The following is a 17,664-nucleotide window of genomic DNA, read 5'->3' as shown; positions in this document are numbered from 1 at the left end:
AATTTGGGCATCTGACCAGATTCAGGCGCGAAATTACCCTATTTTGTAGTGCTTATGCATAGGGCATTTGTTGTGCGGCTGGGCAACAATGTTGACCTGGCTGCGCACTTTCGTGCTGGCAGCGCTATAACCCATTACGGCACACACAATAAAAAGGAGTTCAGTCATGGGTCTGGTCCTGATTCTGGTCGCCCTGATCGCGTTTATCGTTCTGGCGACTGCCCGCCTCAAGTTACATCCCTTTCTGGCCTTGCTGGCTGCCGCCCTGTTGGCGGGTTTTGCCTATCAGGTGCCGACTATGGAGATCGTCAAGACGATCACCTCGGGCTTTGGTGGCATCCTCGGTTACATCGGCATTGTCATAGTGCTGGGCACCATCATCGGCGTGATTCTCGAGCGCAGCGGCGCCGCCATTACCATGGCCGAAACGGTCATCAAGCTGCTGGGTGAACGCTTCCCCACGCTGACCATGTCGATCATCGGCTATCTGGTGTCCATCCCGGTGTTCTGCGACTCCGGTTACGTGATTCTCAACTCGCTGAAGAACGCCCTGGCGGCGCGCATGAAGATCTCGGTGATCGCCATGAGCGTGGCGCTGGCGACCGGCCTCTACGCCTCGCACACCTTTGTGCCGCCCACGCCCGGTCCGATTGCCGCCGCCGGCAACCTGGGGCTGGAGAACAATCTGGGTCTGGTGATTCTGGTCGGCCTGGTGGTCTCCATGGTCACGGCGCTGGCGGGCATGCTCTGGGCCAACCGTTTTATCGGCAAAGACATCGAGCTGGTGGATAACGGCACCCACGTAATGGACAGCGAAGACTACGAGCAGATCCGCGCCAAGTACGGCGTGCTGCCCAGTGCCACCAAGGCCTTTGCGCCGATTTTCCTGCCGATTGGCCTCATCTGCCTGGGTACCCTGGCCAACCTGCCGGCCAAACCGGTGGGCGAGGGCTTGGTGTTTACCGTACTGGCCTTTCTGGGGCAGCCCGTGGTGGCGCTGGCTGTGGGTCTAGGCCTGGCGTGCACGCTGCTGCGCTCGGACAACAAGCGTGAGGAGTTTCACCAGCGGGTGGTCGAAGGCATTCAGGCTGCGGCGCCCATTCTGCTGATCACCGGTGCCGGCGGTGCCTTTGGCGCCATGCTGAAAATCACCCCGCTGGGCGATTATCTGGGCGCCACGCTGTCGGCGCTGGGCATAGGTCTGTTCATGCCCTTTATAGTCTCGGCCGCGCTGAAGTCGGCGCAGGGCTCGACCACGGTCGCGCTGGTCACTACCTCGGCGCTGGTCGCGCCGCTCCTGGGCCAGTTGGGTCTCGACAGCGAGATGGGCCGGGTGCTCTGCGTCATGGCCATTGGTGCCGGTGCCATGACGGTATCGCACGCCAACGACAGCTTCTTCTGGGTCGTCACCCAGTTCAGCCGCATGAGCGTTGGCACTGCCTATAAAGCGCAGACCATGGGTACTCTGATGCAGGGCATTGCCGGCATCATCACCGTCTGGCTGCTGAGCCTGGTACTGCTCTGATGAAACTGGTTATCGCCCCCGATTCCTTCAAGGAAAGCCTCAGCGCCCGCGCCGTGGCCGAGGCCATTGCCACCGGCTGGGCGCGGGTCTATCCCGATGCCGAATTGCTGCTTTGCCCCATGGCTGACGGCGGAGAAGGCACGGTGGATGCGGTACTCGCGGTCACTGCCAGCGAGCGCCGCACATGCGCTGTACAGGGTCCGCTGGGAGCGCCGGTACAGGCGCACTGGGGCTGGCTGCCGGGACGCCAGGCGATGATCGAGATGGCCGCGGCCAGCGGTTTGCATCTGGTACCGGCCGCCGAGCGGGATGTGCTGCGCGCCAGCAGCCACGGCACCGGCGAGCTGATTCGCGCCGCGCTCGACGCCGGTGCGCGGCGGCTGGTGCTGGGCCTGGGCGGCAGTGCGACCAATGACGCTGGCGCCGGTCTGCTGCAAGCACTGGGCGTGCGTTTTCTGGATGCCGATGGCAAGGAGCTGCCGCCGGGCGGCGCGGCGCTGCAGCAGTTGCAGCACATCGATCTGACCGGACTCGATACGCGGCTGGCGCAGCTCGAAGTGATGGTCGCCGCCGATGTGGATAACCCGCTATGCGGCCCCACGGGCGCCTCGGCGATCTTTGGTCCGCAAAAGGGTGCCAGTGCGCAGCAGGTCGCTCAGTTGGACCAGGCACTGGCGCACTTTGCCGATGTAATGAGTGCCACCCTGGGCGAGGACGTACGGCACTTTCCGGGCGTCGGCGCCGCCGGCGGTCTGGGCTTCGCTGCCAAGGCGGTACTCAAGGCGCAGTTTCGCCCCGGCGTGGAGCTGGTGGCTGAGCTGTGCGGGCTGGCCGAGATGCTGCAAGGGGCTGATCTGGTGATCACCGGGGAAGGCCGGCTGGATGGCCAGAGCCTGCACGGCAAAACCCCGGTCGGCGTGGCCCGGCTGGCGCGTAGCGCCGGGGTGCCGGTGATCGCTCTGGCGGGCAGCCTGGGGGAGGGTTATCAACGGTTGTACGCTGAAGGCATTGCCGCCGCGTTCAGTCTCGCGCCTGGCCCGTTGACGCTAGAGCAGGCAATGCAGGAAGCTGCCGATCAGTTGACCGCACGGGCTGCCGATCTGGCGCGGCTGTGGCAGATTGCCGGTAGCGCGGGCCTGTCGCGGGCTCAATAAAAAACGCCCTTCGCAGCAGCCGGTTGGCTGGCGCGAAGGGCGCGGGTACTGCTCAGACGCGCACTACCGCTTAAACGGTCAACATCTGATAGATGCTGGTAACACCGTTACTGCCAACCCTGTCAGCGGAGTCCAGCGGTGACCAGTTGCGGTTTGAACCCATGAAGGAGCGGTGGTCCAGTTCCAGCAAGCCGATGATGACCTCGGCCACCAGACGCGCACCGACCGGGCCCAGACCTTCGCCTTTGCTGAAACTCTTTACGCCATCCATACGCCCGATCACCCGACCCTCCGCCAGCATGTAGAGCCAGAGCGGGGTGGCCTTGGGCAGTCCCAGTTTATCGCCGGCTTCGCGCACCTTGGCAATATCGCCAGCGTTGATTTCGCTGGCGCCACTAGCCGCCATGCACTCCGCTACCTGCTCACCCGAAGGCACCAGAAAGCTCTGCGCGCGCAGCAGGTTGCGTACCGCCAGCGAACGCTCGAAGGCCGGCGTGCTGGGGTCCATGAAGGGCAGGTCTAACAGGGCGCTGGCCAGTTTGGTATCCACCTGACCGGCGCGCTCGTAGTCGCCATTGCCGCTGTCGAACAGGGCTTCCCAGTCGACTACGCCATCGGTACTGGCCACTGGGCTGAAGCCGCGCCCCAATGCCGAGCTGGGGCTGAACAGCACATGCTGAACCCCGCCAGGTTGCACCCGCATCTTCTGCGGAATCATGGTGTGGCCGAAGCGATAGGCTGCAGTGGCAAACTCGATGGGAATGTAGGCGGCATGGCTGCCGTCGCACTCGGGCCGGTAAACCTTGCGTCCGTTGGCGAGAATGTCATCCACCACCCAGTCACCGCAGATGGTGCGCAGAAACTCGTTCACCACCAGCCACTGATAATGCCAGGTGGTGACACGCCTGGCGTCTTCCCAGTCACGGTGCACCTGGTCATACACATGATTGTGAAAGCGCAACATGCCGAGCTGCATCTGAGAAATCACTCGATTTTCATCGTTGCGTGGGTCGCCGATGATAGCGGTGCCCTTGGCGTTGCGTGGTAGGTCGTGATGACGCAAGTCGTTGGGGTCGGCGGGGGTGACGTAGTCACTGCCGGTCAGCAGCTTGTGGCCATCGTAGAGGTAGGGGTGCGCCTCCGGCCCGTCGCCGTAGATGCAATCCAGGTCCAGCGTGGGGGTCCGAACGTTGGTAATCTCACCGGGTTCGTTGTTGTTGCGCAAGGATGAGCTGGCGTCCAGGGTGACGTCGTGGTCGACAAACTGGCCAAAGAAGATCAGTCCGGCAGCCACATTCTTGGTCAGATTGGGCAGGCCGGTATCTTCCATTACGCCGCCGGCTTTGCCGATCTCGTGCAGCAGGGCAGGGTTGAGGTACAGCGGGGGGAGTTGCGGGAACAGGCGACCGAAGCGATCAGCCTGGTTTTCACCGAACAGGCAGAGATGACTCATACCCTTGAACGGCATGGTACCGTGATGTTTTACAGCCATAGCGCTATCTCCTTTAGTGCGTTGGGCTTATTGTTCTGCGTGGCTAAACACAGGCTCGCGTTGCACAACTCCAATCTGCGCAGCGGACAGCAGCGTTAATAAATCTAGGCCTGTGACGCGGTTAGCACAAGCTATTGATTTTTAATGTCTATTTGATATCAAAAAGACATTACCCCGGCATGTTGCATGGGTATTGTCGAAGCGGCGAACTCGGCGTGCCGTGATATAGAATGCCGACCCGAATGGCCCGGCACCGAGGAAGACAAGGCACATGGAATTGCGCGGTAAGCTGATTAACTGGAATGACGACAAGGGGTTCGGCTTCATCCAGCCGGCAGACGGCAGCGAGCGCCTGTTCGTGCACATTTCTGCGGTGCGCGGTGACGCCCGTCCGGCGGCTGGCAGTGCGGTGTATTACATCGCCGGCAAGGATGAGCGCGGCAGAGCGCGAGCCGAGCATATGCGCGGTGAAGGCTTGAGCATCGATAACGCCGGGATCAGGCAGAAGCCTCAGAGCAAGCCGCGCAGCCGGGTGTCCAAGGGCCGCACCGAGCCCGTCCGCGCAGCGGCAGCGCGACGCTCCAAGCCGCGCGCGGAACCCGCTCGGCTGCAGCGCCTGCCACTCAAGCTGGGCATATTGGCCCTGCTGCTGGCGTTGCCGGTGCTGGGCAGCATCAGCCTGCTGATGCAGCGGGCGACCCTATGGCCTTTGCTGGCGTACCTGCTGGTGAGCATCGCCAGCTTTGTGCAGTACGCCATCGACAAGGGCAGCGCCGAGACCGGCCGCTGGCGCACGCCGGAAAACACCCTGCACATTACCGAGCTGCTCGGTGGCTGGCCCGGCGCCCTGATCGCCCAGCAGGTGTTTCGACACAAGACGCGCAAGGCCTCGTTTCAGACGGTGTTCTGGTTGATCGTGCTGCTGCACCAGCTGTTCTGGTTTGATCGGTTGGTGCTCAATGGGCAATTCATCAGGACCGTGGTGACCGGCTGAGAAGAGCAAGCGCCAGGCTGTCGCGGGCTTGCTGCGCAACGGCGAGCTTTTACTCGATCAGTACAGGTCGCGCCGGTAGCGCCCGCTCTGGCTCAGCTCGGCCAGGGTCTGCTCACCGAGCAGCTGGCGCAGACAGCTATCGACATCACGGCCCATGCCTTCGAGACTGCCGCACAGATAGATGACCGCACCCTCGGCAAGCCAGCTGTGCAGGACGTCGGCAGCATCGCGCAGGGCATCCTGAACGTAGCGCTGGCGACCGTCGCGTGAGTAAACCAGATCAAGCCGCTGCAGATGGCCGCTGCGCAGCCAGGCCTGCAACTCGTCAATCAGCAGCGCGTCGCGACTGGCACTACGCTCGCCAAACAGCAGCCAGTTGCGCGATGAAGGATTGCTGGCGCGCTCCTGCAGGTGCGCACGCAAGCCAGCGAGGCCGCTGCCGCTGCCGATCAGGATCATCGGCGTGGCGGCGTCCGGGCCGTGAAAGCCGGGGTTGCGCCGGATGCGCAGGTCGATGCTGTTGCCGACCTCGGCATGCTGACACAGCCAGCCTGATCCCAGGCCAGGCTGGCCATCGGCCTGTTGCTGCAAGCGCACCAGCAGATCCAGGCTGCCCTGATCCAGGCTGGAGGCTATCGAGTACTCACGGTGGGGCAGGGGCGCAAGTTCAGCCAGCCACTGCTCGAGGCTCTGGTCAGCGGCTACCTGGCGGCGCTGCGGCAGATGACGCCGGCTCAGCGCTTCCTGTAGCGACTGCCCGTTTGGCAAGGTTGTCTGCCCAGGCAGGCCCTGTTGCTGCAGCCAGTCGGTGACTTTCTGCGCGGCGTGACGCGGGCCAATTTCCACGATGTCGCCGGCGCACCAGTCGACGGCCTCGGGGCTGTGCAGGCACAGATGATAAATCGGCGCACTCTGGCTGTCGGGGTTGAGGCAGATACGCTGGCGCAGTTGCCAGGGGTGGTAGTGCGCCGGTTGCCAATCGACAAAATCGCTGTTGCCGCTCAAATGGCCCAGCTGTTGCTGCCAGTGCCGCAGCGCACCGGGATCGAGCCGGTCAACGCTGAGCAGATCAAATAACGGTCGGGCGCCAAGCTGCAACAGACGTTGCTGCAGTCGTTGGCCAAAGGCGCAGAAGTGCGAATAGTCGCTGTCGCCGAGCGCCAGCACAGCGAACTGCAATTGCGGCAACGTGGCCTGATTCAACAGCTCGCGCTCGAAGCGGGCACCGCTGTCTGGCGCCTCCCCCTCACCATAGGTACTGACGACCAGCAGCAGGCGCTCCAGGCGTGCCAGCTGTGCCGAATGCAGCTGATTCAAGGCGATGCAGCGCGCCGCCACGCCGCTGTCGATCAGTTGAGCGCAGCTGCGCTCGGCGAGCAACTGGGCCTGGCCGCCCTGGCTGGCGTGGGCAATCAGCAACTCCCCAGCTTGAGTGCTGACTGTGTTGCGCTGCCGTGGCCAGCAATAATGCAGGCACAGGGCGAGATAGGTGACGCCGATCAGCGCGGCGCAGAGCTCGCGCGCCGGCTCCAGCCAGAGCAGCAGCGCAGCCAGGAACAGGCTGACGGGCAGTGGCCAGTGACGCAGCAGGAAGGAACGGCGGTTGCTCAATGTCGGTCGTTTCGGTTGAAGAGTGGAGCGTGCTGGCGCCGGGCTGGCGTCAGTACGCAGGCGAACATCAGGGCGCCAGGACTTCCAGGGTGGCGCTGTACGAGGCATTGCGCTCGGTGGCTGGCGCACTGACCCCGGCGCTGCTGCGCAGCTCGGCTTCCAGCCAGTACATGCCGGCTTCTGGCCAGGTGATGCTGACCTTGCCATCGGCATCGCTGGTGGTGGTGAGTTCACCCAGATCGTCACGATAGCGGCTGCCGCCGCGAATGACGCTTACGGCAACACCGGGTGCCGGTGTGCCGTCCAGCAGGAAAATGAATTGCGCCGCTTCACCGGCATACAGATCATTGGGGTGGGTAACGGGCGCCAGTTCCAGGCCCTTGCCGGTGGGTTCCAGTACGCTGTCGGTCGGGTTGCCGGAGGTGACAAAGACTTCCATGCGGCTGTTGCGCTGGGATACTTTCAGCTCTTCGGCATCCGCTGGCACCTGCTTGGCGAAGTCCTCGGCCGAGCCCATCCAGCGCTGGGTCTTGCCTTCTGCCTTGTAGCTGGCGAACAGGCCGTTATTGGCAATGGCCAGCTTGTAGGTACCCTTCTCGGTTAGGTGCACGTCGAAGGTGCTGCGGTAGCGGCCGATGCTGCCATTCTCCGCTTCCACGGCGCTGCCGTCCGGCGCCAGAATCTGCAGTACGGCCGGCGTGCGGCGGGCGTCCGGGTTGCTTTCGATCTTGCCGATGCCCTGAATGCGCATGGGGAAGTGCTCGAAGTAGAACAGATCGTTGGAGACCGCTGCGTCCACGGTGATCCAGGGGTCTTCACCCGACAGGACAGTGGCCGAGGGCAGCATCCAGGCGCGGTGCGCCTGGGCCGAAAGCGGAAGGCAAACGGCGAGGGTCAGAGCGGTCCATCTTACGAAGGGGTGCATGGCATATTTCCTTGATTGGTTGAGTTTCACGGGGTCATGTTCAGGCTGATCTGGCCCAGTTCGCTGCTGCCCCGGGCACTATGACTGGTCGCTTCCCGCGGTGGCCAGGTAAAGGGCACGCGCAGCAGTTCGCGGCCGCCAACTTCGCGCGCGGCCTCTACCACCAGGCGATATTCACCGGCGGGCAACTGCTTGAGCGGCGCCTGCGCATCGGTAAAGGTCAGGCTGTGCTGGCCGGCAGTACGGGTCGCGCCGCTGACGCCGTCAACCGGCATCTCCAGGCTGCGGCCACTACGCCGCCACCATTGGCGCATGTCCTTGAGCCACTTCTCACCTTCCTTGTCCTTGAGCTTGACGTCGTACCACACAGCCAGATCAGCCACATGGGTCTGGTCCGGCTGCTCCAGCCAGATCGCGACATAGGGACGGTGATATTCCGCGACCTGCAAGCGCGGGATCTCTACCTCAAGTTGCAGCTCGGCAGCCAGCACAGGCGTGCTCAACAGAGCGCACAGGGGTAGCAGCAGACGTTTTGACATGGCGGTGTCCTTAGTGAATAAACAACAGGGCTAGAAGAACCGGAATGACCAGACCCAGGGCAACCAGGGGCCAGGTGCCGGGGCGGTTGCCGGCGTAGCGTTGCAGCAAAAACAGGCCGCTGAGGCAGAAGATGCCGCACAGACCGGCAAAGATATCGATGAACCAGGACCAGGCCGCGCCGGTATTGCGGCCCTTGTGCAGGTCATTCAGATAGGCGATCCAGCCGCGGTCGGTGCTCTCGTATTCCAGCGCGCCGGTTTCGGTATCCAGGCTCAGCCAGGCGTCTCCGCCGGGGCGGGGCAGGCCGATATAGAGTTCGCTGTCCGACCACTCGGCCGCGCGCCCATCGAGGCGAATGGCCAGCTCGGCTTCCAGCCACTGGCGCAGCTTCAGCGGCAGGCCCTGGGTGGGCTTCTTGCCCTGCAGCTCCGCCAGCAGTGCCTCGGGCAGTTGCGCCAGGTGATTGGTGACGGCAGGCGTCGCCTCGATCTGCGCCGCGTGATTCAGCGTGATGCCGGTAGCGGCAAACAACAGCATGGCCACCAGACACAGCGCGGAGCTGATCCAGTGCCATTGCCGCAAAGTGCCGAGCCAGAGAGAGGAGAGCATGACGTCCTTGTGCGCAGTGAGTGGCAGTGAGTGGTTTGCGGTCATGCCTGTGCGCAATGCGCATAGGCCTTCGTGCAATAGCTGCCGGCGATGACAGGGTGCCGCCGCCGCAACAGACAATAATGAGGATGATAATGAATCGCAAATAAAAAAGATTCAATTTTCAATTGGCGCGCAGAACCTTGGCAGTCACGGCAGGACCGCGCAAAGGCTGTTGCTCAGTGGGTTTGAGCGATTTGTAAGCTATGTAAAGTCGCGCCCCGATCCTGGAGCGGGCGGCCTGGGCACAGACCAAAACGGGCTTAAGAGCGGCTATGCGTCGGCGGCTTCTGCCATCCATCAAATGGCGGTCTGGCGCGGTTAAGGTGAATATTCCAACCGCGGGAGGAAACGCACAGAGGGCGCAGCAGCGAGCGGATCCGCTGCCGGCAAACAGGCGCCAGGCCTGCCGCACGCCGGGTGGGAGCGGCGGCAGGCCTGCGCGCGAAGGGCTTTAAATCAGCACGCCCTGGCTGCGCAGGTAATCGTCGTAGCTGCCGCTGAAGTCGGTCACGCCGTTATCCGACAGCTCGATGATGCGGGTCGCCAGCGAACTGACGAACTCGCGGTCATGGCTGACGAATACCAGGGTGCCGGGGTAGTTCTCCAGCGCCAGGTTGAGTGCCTCGATGGATTCCATGTCGAGGTGGTTGGTCGGCTCATCCATCAGCATCACGTTGGCCTTGCCGAGGATCAGCTTGCCGAACAGCATGCGGCCCTGCTCGCCACCGGAGATCACCTTCACCGATTTCAGAATCTCGTCGTTGGAAAACAGCATCCGGCCGAGGGTGCCTCGCACCAGCTGCTCGCCGCCCTGGGTCCACTGGCTCATCCAGTCGAACAGGGTGTAGTCGTCCTTGAAGTCCTCGGCGTGATCCTGGGCAAAGTAGCCTATATCGGCGCTTTCAGCCCATTTGACCTCGCCCTTCATCGGCGCCATTTCACCCACCAGGGTGCGCAGCAGGGTGGTCTTGCCAATCCCGTTGGGGCCGATGATGGCGACCCGTTCGCCGGCTTCGATCTGCAGACTGAAATTCTTGAATAGCACCTCGCCATCGTAGCCCTGGCTGACGTTGTCGAGTGTTACCGCCTGACGGTGCAGTTTCTTGTGCTGGTCGAAGCGAATGAAAGGGCTGACGCGGCTGGACGGCTTGACCTCATCCAGTTGGATCTTGTCGATCTGCTTGGCGCGGCTGGTCGCCTGCTTGGCCTTGGAGGCGTTGGCCGAAAAGCGACTGACGAAGGTCTGCAGTTCGGCAATCTGCGCCTTCTTCTTGGCATTGTCCGACAGTAGGCGCTCGCGCGACTGGGTCGCTGCGGTCATGTACTCGTCGTAGTTACCGGGGAACAGACGCAGCTCGCCGTAATCCAGATCCGCCATGTGCGTGCACACGCTGTTGAGGAAGTGACGGTCGTGGGAGATGATGATCATGGTGCTGTTGCGCGCCGTGAGAATATTTTCCAGCCAGCGGATGGTGTTGATATCCAGGTGGTTGGTTGGCTCGTCGAGCAGCAGCAGGTCCGGATCGGAAAACAATGCCTGCGCCAATAGCACCCGCAGCTTCCAGCCGGGCGCCACTTCACTCATCGGGCCAAAGTGCTGTTCCAGCGGTATGCCCAGGCCGAGCAGCAGCTCACCGGCGCGGGACTCGGCGGTGTAGCCGTCCATCTCGGCGAACTCGGTCTCCAGCTCGGCTACGGCCATGCCGTCTTCCTCGCTCATTTCCGGCAGCGAGTAGATGCGGTCGCGCTCGGCCTTGACCCGCCACAGCTCTTCGTGGCCCATGATCACGGTGTCGATCACGCTGAAGTCTTCATAGGCGAACTGGTTCTGCCGCAGTTTGCCCATGCGCACGTTCTGCTCCAGCATTACCTGGCCGCCGGAAGGCTCCAGCTCGCCGCCGAGGATCTTCATGAAGGTCGACTTGCCGCAGCCATTGGCGCCGATCAAGCCATAGCGATTGCCATTGTTGAATTTGACGGAAACGTTCTCGAACAGCGGCTTGGCGCCGAACTGCATGGTGATATTGGCGGTGGAGATCAAGGAAGAGTCCTGCTGGAGCTGAAGATGGCTGGGCACGCCAGAAAAGGCGCGCGGCGCATTGTACTGGCTATGAGGCGCCAGTGACAGGGGAGCGGGCTGCGCACAGACCGGCGGATGGACAGCGCCCGGGTTTATGGTTGTATAATGATTCTCATTTGTGTCAATTGGTCTGTTTATGCTCGCGCGCCACGCCCATGCAATCCTGACTATCGAAGACGATCCGGTATTGGGAGCCCATCTCAAGTCCTCGCTGGAATCCAAAGGCTTTGCGGTTACCCTCGCTGCCGACGGCGACCTGGGGCTGTCGCTGGCTTTCAAGCGGCAGTTCGATCTCATTCTGCTCGACGTCATGCTGCCAGGGCTCGGGGGCCTGGATTTGCTGGCGCGCCTGCGTCAGCGGCAGCGCACGCCGGTGCTGCTGATGTCGGCGCTGGGCGAAGAGAGCCATCGCATCCGCGGGTTTGACAGCGGCGCTGATGATTACCTGCCCAAACCCTTCAGCCTGGCGGAGCTACAGGTGCGGGTGGCGGCTATCTTGCGCAGGGTGGCTTATGAGCAGCAACCAGCGCCGCAAGCGCCGCCGTCCGAAGGTTTTGACGAGGCCTGTTGCGATCTGCTGCACGCCGGCCGATGGCTTGAGTTGACCCCTTCCGAATTTCGCTTGTTGAAGCTGCTGCACAATCATCTGGGTGAAGTGCTGAGCAAGGCTTTCCTGTACCAGCAGGTACTGCACCGGGGCTATTCCCAGCACGATCGCGCGCTGGACATGCACGTGAGCAACATCCGCCGCAAACTGGCGCGCTGCAATGTCGACAGCTGGCGCCTGGAAGCGGTGTGGGGCCAGGGCTATGTGTTGCGCGAGCAATGCAGCTGATGCTGCGTCGGCACTCGCTGCTCTGGCGTCTGGTGATTCTGGTGGTGGCGTTCTGCCTCAGTCTGATCGGCGCCACCCACTACCTTAGCGCGCGCATCGATCATTACATCGCGCATTTGCCCGAGCGCTCGCTGGCGCAGTTGCGCGGCTACGCTGCCGAGGCGAACACCGCCCTTGCGGCTGGGCCGCAGGCCTTGGCCGCGTGGCAGCGAGAGCGCCAGGCATTGTCACCCGAATTGTGGGTGGTGGTAGACGCAGCACATCAGCCGTTGCCCGGGCAACGGCTCAGCGCGCAGCAGCATGAGCGATTGTCCTTCGTGCGCGACTACGACGGGCTGATGAGCATGCGCGGCGATGGGCGCCCGATGATTCAGGTACCGCTGCCCCATGCCGAGGGTTATCTGGTGCTGCGCTTGCCCGTTGAACTGGCACCCTGGGGGCAGCGGGCCTTGCTCAACGCGCTGGTGCTGTACCTGCTGCCAGCGGTCCTGTCGGTACTCTTTGGCGGCTTGCTTTACTGGTTGCTGATCTCGCCACTGGAGCAGTTGCGGCGCCAGGCCAACGCGCTGCGTGCCAATCCCCTGGAAGCGCTCTTGCCGGAGTCCATGGCGCGCCGGCGTGATGAGCTGGGCGAGCTGGGCCGTTCGCTGGAATACCTCACCCAACGTCTGCGCAATTCGGTCGCGCAGCAGCGCCAGTTGCTCTGTGATCTGTCGCATGAGCTGCGCACGCCGCTCAGCCGACTGCGCGTGGCCAGCGAAAGCGACCTGCCACTGGCCGACATGCATGAACGGTTGGAGCGCGAAACCAACCTCATGCAGTCGCTGGTCGACAATACTCTGGAACTGGCCTGGCTCGACAGCGAGCAGCCGCGTCTGGAGTGCGAGCCGGTGGATGTCGCCGCGCTCTGGGATCTGCTGCGTGAAGATGCGCTCTTTGAGTCTGGCTGGGCACCGGAGCGCATCGGTTCCAGCGCCATGCTGCCGCCGGGCTGTGTGGTGCGGGGCAACCTCAACGGTCTGGCCCAGGCAATGGAGAACGTGCTGCGCAACGCCATTCGTCATTCCCCACCGCAAGGCCAGGTGTGCTTGAGCGCCCAGCGCGAGCAGCGGCATTGGTGCTTGAGTATTGTTGATCAGGGGCCCGGCGTGCCGGACAGCGAACTGGAGGTCATCTTCCGACCCTTTGCCCGTTTTTGCGAGGCCCGTCCCGGCGGCAGCGGCTTCGGGTTGGGATTGGCCATCGCCGAGGGCATGCTCAAACTGCAAGGCGCAGACATCTGGGCCGAAAATGCCCAGCCTGGACTGCGGGTCAATATCCGGCTACCAGCTGTATAGATTGTAAATGCGCTTTACTCTCGAATGCGAATGACTAGCATTTGCGCACTGGTTGGCGAGTCTCACTCGCCTGCTGGTGTGTGGCGCCCGCCTTTTCTGGCGCCGCTCACCTGATGGATTTTCTGCCAAAACGGGGAGTAAGAGAGTATGGGAAGCTTCAAGCGCAGCAGTCTGGCTTGTGCGGTCAGTGTAGGTCTGGCAACAGTCGCAGGCATGGCCCAGGGTCAGGAAAGTGACGAGTCGGCAGTCGAATTGGCGCCGATAACCGTGGTCAGTGCGGCCGGCTATGAACAGAACATCGCCGACGCGCCCGCCAGCATTTCGGTGGTTACTCGCGAAGAGCTGGAAAAGCAGTCTTACACCGACATCACCGATGCCGTGAAGAACATTCCCGGGGTTTACGTTACCGGTGGCGGTAACGCACAAGACATCAGCATCCGCGGCATGTCTTCTTCCTACACTCTGTTTCTGGTCGACGGCCGTCCGATCTCGGCGGGCCGCGCCGTCAACACCAATGGCGCGGACGGCGGCAAGCAGATTGGTCTGCCGCCGCTGTCGATGGTCGAACGCATCGAGGTCATCCGCGGGCCGATGTCGTCACTCTATGGCTCCGAGGCGATGGGCGGGGTGATCAATATCATCACCCGCCGGTCCACCAACGAATGGGCTGGTACCCTCTCCACCGAATATACCCACGCCATGAATGATGTCAGCAGCGATGGCTACCTGGGCAACTTCTTCATTGGCGGCCCGCTGATTCCGGATCTGTTGGGCCTCGAGCTCAATGGTCAGTACCTGGCTACCGAGGAGAGCGATTTCGCAGGCGGCGGCGATAGCGCCGAGAGCACGCCGGAGAGCACCCGCAAGCAGGGCGGAGCCAAGTTCTACCTGACGCCCGACGAGCGCAACCGCTTTGGTCTGGGCTACGACCACTCCGAGTTGGAATACACCCACACGCCAGGCGAGAGCATCGCGGCGGATGGCACCGAATCAACCTACCGCTACGAAAAGGATATCTACGTACTCAGCCATGACGGCCAGTACGACGATCTCATCGTCTCCAGTTACCTGCAGCACGATGTGTCCGACAAGATCCAGGCCGACACCAAGCGCGAGAAGATCAGCCTGGTGAACTCGCAAGCCAGCTACTTCTGGGGCGATCACGTGGTGACCTTTGGCGGACAATACAAGCAGGAAGAGTTTGCCGACGAAACCAACGGTCTGCTGGACGCCAATGTGGCCGGCGCCGTGGATACCGTGGACCGCTGGATCGCCGCGCTCTATACCGAAGTCGACTGGGCCATGACCGACCGTTTGTCGGTGACCACCGGCCTGCGCTACAACGATGACGAGCTCTTCGGCGGCCACCTGTCACCGCGCCTTTACGGGGTTTACCACTTCACGCCCAACCTGGTAATCAAAGGTGGTGTTTCAACCGGCTACCAGCAACCTAGCCTGTCCCAGGCGACCGAAGGTTTTGGCCGTGGCACAGGTGGTGGCGGCTCCCCGGCGCCCCATTCACGCGCGCTGATCATCGGTAATTCCGATCTCGAACCGGAAACCAGCACCAGCTATGAAGTCGGTTATGTCTACGACAATGTGGAAATGGGCTTGAATACCAGCCTGATGCTCTTCCACACCATCTACAAGGACAAGATTGCCGAAGAACGCCTGTGTGAGAGCCCAGGTGGTGACCGTAACGATCCGGCAACCTGGAGCTGCGCCTATGGTGGCAACGAGTATCTGTTCCTGAGCACCAACATGAACGTCGATGAAGCCATCATGCAGGGCGTGGAAGTTACCCTGGACTACATGATCCTGCCCGAGCTCGATTTCATGACCAGCTACACCTACACCGAGTCCGAGCAGAAAACCGGTGATTTCAAGGGCGAGCCGCTGAACAAGCAACCCAAGCACATGGTGAACGCGCTGTTTGACTGGAGCGTAACGCCGCGCCTGAACGCCTGGTTGCAAGGCAACTACCGCAGCGAAACCTCCGATTATCTGAGCCGCACATCCCTGAGTGAAGGGACGCCCGGTTACGGCTTTGTGGATGTGGGTGGTGTATACCAGTTGACCAAGAATCTGGACCTCAAGGCCGGCCTGTATAACGTCGCAAACAAGGAAGTGACCGATGAGGACTACGGTGTAGTGCTCGATGGTCGCCGGGTGACGGTTGGCTTGAGCCTCGACTTCTAGCCCCCCAACCTCAGCGCCTGCCGTGTTCAGGCGCAGATAGCACAGCGGCGCCCGCAGGAAGATTCCTGTCGGGCGCTGCGTTCGTTCAGTGATTCGTTAACGAGAAGATGCCATGTCCAAGTCTTCCAGCGCAGGGCTACCGGTCTGGCCGACCACCCTGACGCGTATTCTGCTGGCGGTGCTTGGCGGTTACGCCTTGACCTACAGCTTCACCGCCGCTCTGGCCCGCCTGTTGCCGGGTGAGCGGATTGACGCGGCGATCAGCGCCACCCTCGCGTCCTTTCTGGTTTACACCTGCTACGTGCTCTGGGTCTATGCGGTGCCGCTCCGGCGCGGTCTGCTGAGCCTGCTGGCGATCCTGCCGCTGGCGCTGATCGGCTTCTGGCCGCAGCTGTTTGGAGGGCAGAGCTGATGGCCAGACAAGCATCCTTGACCCAATCCATGTCCGGCTTGCACACCTGGGCCGGGCTGATCCTCGGCTGGCTGCTGTTCGCCATCTTTCTGACCGGCACCCTGGCAGTATTCGACGAGGAGTTGAACTGGTGGATGCAGCCTGAATTGCGCGATAGCGGTCTGGATCAGACCAGTGCAGTACAGGTGGCGGAAGACTGGTTGCGCACGCGCCATCCGGACGCCAGCGCCTGGAATATCGGCTTGCCGACCGAGCGCGGCCCCGATCTCAGCGTGTCGGCTGGCGAGCAAAGGCGCGGTCAGCGGACGATCATTGATCCTGGCAGTGGCGAGGTGGTGCAGCCCCGCGAAACCCTGGGCGGCAATTTCTTCTTTCGCTTTCACTACACACTGCACATGCCGCGCAGTATCGGTATCTGGGTGGTCGGCTTTGCCGCCATGGCCATGCTGGTGACCAGCATCAGCGGCATCATCATCCACAAGAAGATCTTCAAGGACTTCTTCACCTTCCGTCCGGCCAAGGGCCAGCGCAGTTGGTTGGATGGGCACAATGCCAGCGCCGTGCTCTTGCTGCCGTTTCACCTGATGATTACCTATACCGGCCTGGCGATCTTCTTCCTGATCTACATGCCGGCGGCGACCGACGCACTCTACGGCGGTGACCGCCAGGCGATGTTCCGTGAGCTGCGGCCCGGCGCCGAGCAGCAGCAAGAGCGCGGCGGCCGGCCGGGCGAGGGCGGCCGCGCTGCGCGTGTCGCGGCGCCCGCGACCATGTTGCCGCTGGACACCTTCATCGCACGCGGCGAGGCCTATTACGGTGTCGGCATGCTGGGCTCGCTCTCGGTCAGCAACCCGGACCGGGCGAACGCGCAGGTTGAGGTGCGGCCCGTGCTCGGCAGCCGCCTGGAGCTGACCAAGGGTGAGTCGCTGAGCTTCAATGCAGTGACCGGCGAGTCGCTGGCGGTGCCCACGCCAACGCGTGCCACGCTGCTCACGCAGAAGGTAATGGCGGGCCTGCATTTTGCCCAGTTCGGTGGCTACGCCATGCGCTGGATCTACTTTATCTGCGGCCTGATCAGCTGCGCGATGATCGCCAGTGGGCTGGTGCTCTACACCGTCAAACGGCGGCGCCAGGCGAAGAGCCGGACCCGCTGGCTGCGTCAGGCCGAGTGGCTGAACGTGGCGGTGGTTAGCGGCTTGATGCTGGCCTGCACCAGCTTGTTGTGGGGCAATCGCCTGTTGCCAGCCGCGCTGGATGCGCGCGAGACCTGGGAGCTGCGGGTCTTTTTTGGCAGTTGGCTGTTGGCGCTGCTGCACGCCCGTTTACGCGCCCCCTTGCGCGCCTGGACTGATCAGTTGGGGCTGGCCGGGGTACTGCTGCTGGCCCTGCCGCTGCTTGATCTGCTGCGAGCGAGCGAGTCGCTGGACAGCCTGCGTCTGGGGGTAGACGTCAGCGCCGCGGTCATGGGGCTGCTGTTGCTATGGGCGAGTTTTCGCGTGGCCAACCGTCCTGCGGTTGCCGAAAAACCGGCCAGAGTTCGGCCAGCGACCACCGGAGTGGCATCATGAGTCTCAGTCTGTTTGCGTTTGCTCTGACCGTCACCTATAGCGGCATGCTGGCGCTGTGTCTGGCCATGGAGCGTCATTGGAAACAGTTGGCGAGCGGCTTGCCGGTCGGTTGGCGCCGCGTCTGTCGCCCACTCGGTTGTGTGCTGCTGGTGCTGGCCTGTTACCTGACGATGCAACTCTGGCCGGTCGCCATGGCCTGGGTGGCCTGGCTGGGGTTGATTTCGCTGAGTGGTGCCGGGCTACTGTTTCTGTTGCCCTACGCGCCGCGTCTGGTGCTGTGGTTGCCGCTATTGGCACTGGCGCTGCTGGCACTGGCAGCGCTCTGGTAGGGAGCTGCCAGT

Annotated in this window: 15 protein-coding genes; 9 read left to right on the top strand and 6 right to left on the bottom strand. The window is 62.6% G+C overall.

All coding sequences use genetic code 11. The annotated features are described in order from the left end of the window. The first annotated feature begins 166 nt into the window (after nt 1–166). Both V7756_RS11640 and V7756_RS11635 read left to right on the top strand, forming a co-directional pair. Entirely contained in the window at nt 167–1,525 is a 1,359-nt protein-coding gene (locus V7756_RS11640) for a GntP family permease (protein WP_335610341.1), read from the top strand. Then, a complete protein-coding gene (locus V7756_RS11635; RefSeq protein WP_335610340.1) occupies nt 1,525–2,679 on the top strand; it encodes a glycerate kinase in 1,155 nt (384 codons plus the stop codon). Before V7756_RS11640 ends, V7756_RS11635 begins: the two co-directional genes overlap by 1 nt. Nucleotides 2,680–2,749: 70 nt before the next feature. On the opposite strand, the gene V7756_RS11630 is transcribed toward V7756_RS11635, so the two are convergent. Beyond that, nucleotides 2,750–4,171 (bottom strand): peroxidase family protein, encoded by a 1,422-nt coding sequence (locus V7756_RS11630; RefSeq protein WP_335610339.1) that lies wholly within the window; start codon nt 4,169–4,171, stop codon nt 2,750–2,752. Nucleotides 4,172–4,442: 271 nt separating this feature from the next. On the opposite strand from V7756_RS11630, the gene V7756_RS11625 reads away from it, so the two are divergent. Continuing rightward, nucleotides 4,443–5,165: a DUF1294 domain-containing protein gene (locus V7756_RS11625; protein ID WP_335610338.1), complete on the top strand. Its 723-nt coding sequence runs from the start codon at nt 4,443–4,445 to the stop codon at nt 5,163–5,165. 57 nt (nt 5,166–5,222) lie between these two features. Here V7756_RS11625 and V7756_RS11620 read toward each other — a convergent pair whose 3' ends face one another. The 5 genes from V7756_RS11620 to V7756_RS11600 form a co-directional block, all read right to left on the bottom strand. Continuing rightward, nucleotides 5,223–6,776 (bottom strand): sulfite reductase subunit alpha, encoded by a 1,554-nt coding sequence (locus V7756_RS11620; RefSeq protein WP_335610337.1) that lies wholly within the window; start codon nt 6,774–6,776, stop codon nt 5,223–5,225. A gap of 67 nt (nt 6,777–6,843) precedes the next feature. Then, a complete protein-coding gene (locus tag V7756_RS11615) occupies nt 6,844–7,701 on the bottom strand; it encodes a DUF4198 domain-containing protein (protein ID WP_335610336.1) in 858 nt (285 codons plus the stop codon). A 26-nt stretch (nt 7,702–7,727) separates the two neighbouring features. Continuing rightward, nucleotides 7,728–8,240 (bottom strand): DUF2271 domain-containing protein, encoded by a 513-nt coding sequence (locus V7756_RS11610; RefSeq protein WP_335610335.1) that lies wholly within the window; start codon nt 8,238–8,240, stop codon nt 7,728–7,730. Between the two features lie 10 nt (nt 8,241–8,250). After that, complete coding sequence (locus V7756_RS11605) at nt 8,251–8,850, bottom strand: PepSY-associated TM helix domain-containing protein (protein ID WP_335610367.1); 600 nt, start codon at nt 8,848–8,850, stop codon at nt 8,251–8,253. Between the two features lie 493 nt (nt 8,851–9,343). Further along, nucleotides 9,344–10,933 carry an ABC-F family ATPase gene (locus tag V7756_RS11600; protein WP_335610334.1) on the bottom strand — a complete coding sequence of 530 codons (1,590 nt, stop codon included), beginning with the start codon at nt 10,931–10,933 and terminating at the stop codon, nt 9,344–9,346. Between the two features lie 175 nt (nt 10,934–11,108). Between V7756_RS11600 and V7756_RS11595 the strand changes: the two genes are divergently transcribed. The 6 genes from V7756_RS11595 (at nt 11,109) to V7756_RS11570 (ending at nt 17,652) form a co-directional block, all read left to right on the top strand. Beyond that, a complete protein-coding gene (locus V7756_RS11595) occupies nt 11,109–11,807 on the top strand; it encodes a response regulator transcription factor (RefSeq protein WP_335610366.1) in 699 nt (232 codons plus the stop codon). Then, nucleotides 11,798–13,144: a HAMP domain-containing sensor histidine kinase gene (locus V7756_RS11590; protein ID WP_335610333.1), complete on the top strand. Its 1,347-nt coding sequence runs from the start codon at nt 11,798–11,800 to the stop codon at nt 13,142–13,144. The genes V7756_RS11595 and V7756_RS11590 overlap by 10 nt, the downstream gene beginning before the upstream one ends. A 147-nt stretch (nt 13,145–13,291) precedes the next feature. Beyond that, entirely contained in the window at nt 13,292–15,343 is a 2,052-nt protein-coding gene (locus tag V7756_RS11585; protein ID WP_335610332.1) for a TonB-dependent receptor domain-containing protein, read from the top strand. Between the two features lie 112 nt (nt 15,344–15,455). Next, on the top strand, nt 15,456–15,755 hold the full coding sequence (locus V7756_RS11580; RefSeq protein ID WP_335610331.1) for an iron transporter: 300 nt from the start codon (nt 15,456–15,458) through the stop codon (nt 15,753–15,755). After that, on the top strand, nt 15,755–17,323 hold the full coding sequence (locus V7756_RS11575; protein WP_335610330.1) for a PepSY-associated TM helix domain-containing protein: 1,569 nt from the start codon (nt 15,755–15,757) through the stop codon (nt 17,321–17,323). Before V7756_RS11580 ends, V7756_RS11575 begins: the two co-directional genes overlap by 1 nt. Further along, nucleotides 17,320–17,652 carry a DUF3325 domain-containing protein gene (locus V7756_RS11570; RefSeq protein ID WP_335610329.1) on the top strand — a complete coding sequence of 111 codons (333 nt, stop codon included), beginning with the start codon at nt 17,320–17,322 and terminating at the stop codon, nt 17,650–17,652. Before V7756_RS11575 ends, V7756_RS11570 begins: the two co-directional genes overlap by 4 nt. The last annotated feature ends 12 nt before the right edge of the window (nt 17,653–17,664 follow it).

This window comes from Halopseudomonas sp. (assembly GCF_036961105.1).
Taxonomy (GTDB): Bacteria; Pseudomonadota; Gammaproteobacteria; order Pseudomonadales; family Pseudomonadaceae; genus Halopseudomonas.
Note: the sequence above shows the minus strand (reverse complement) of the source record. Positions and strands in the feature narration are given on the sequence as shown.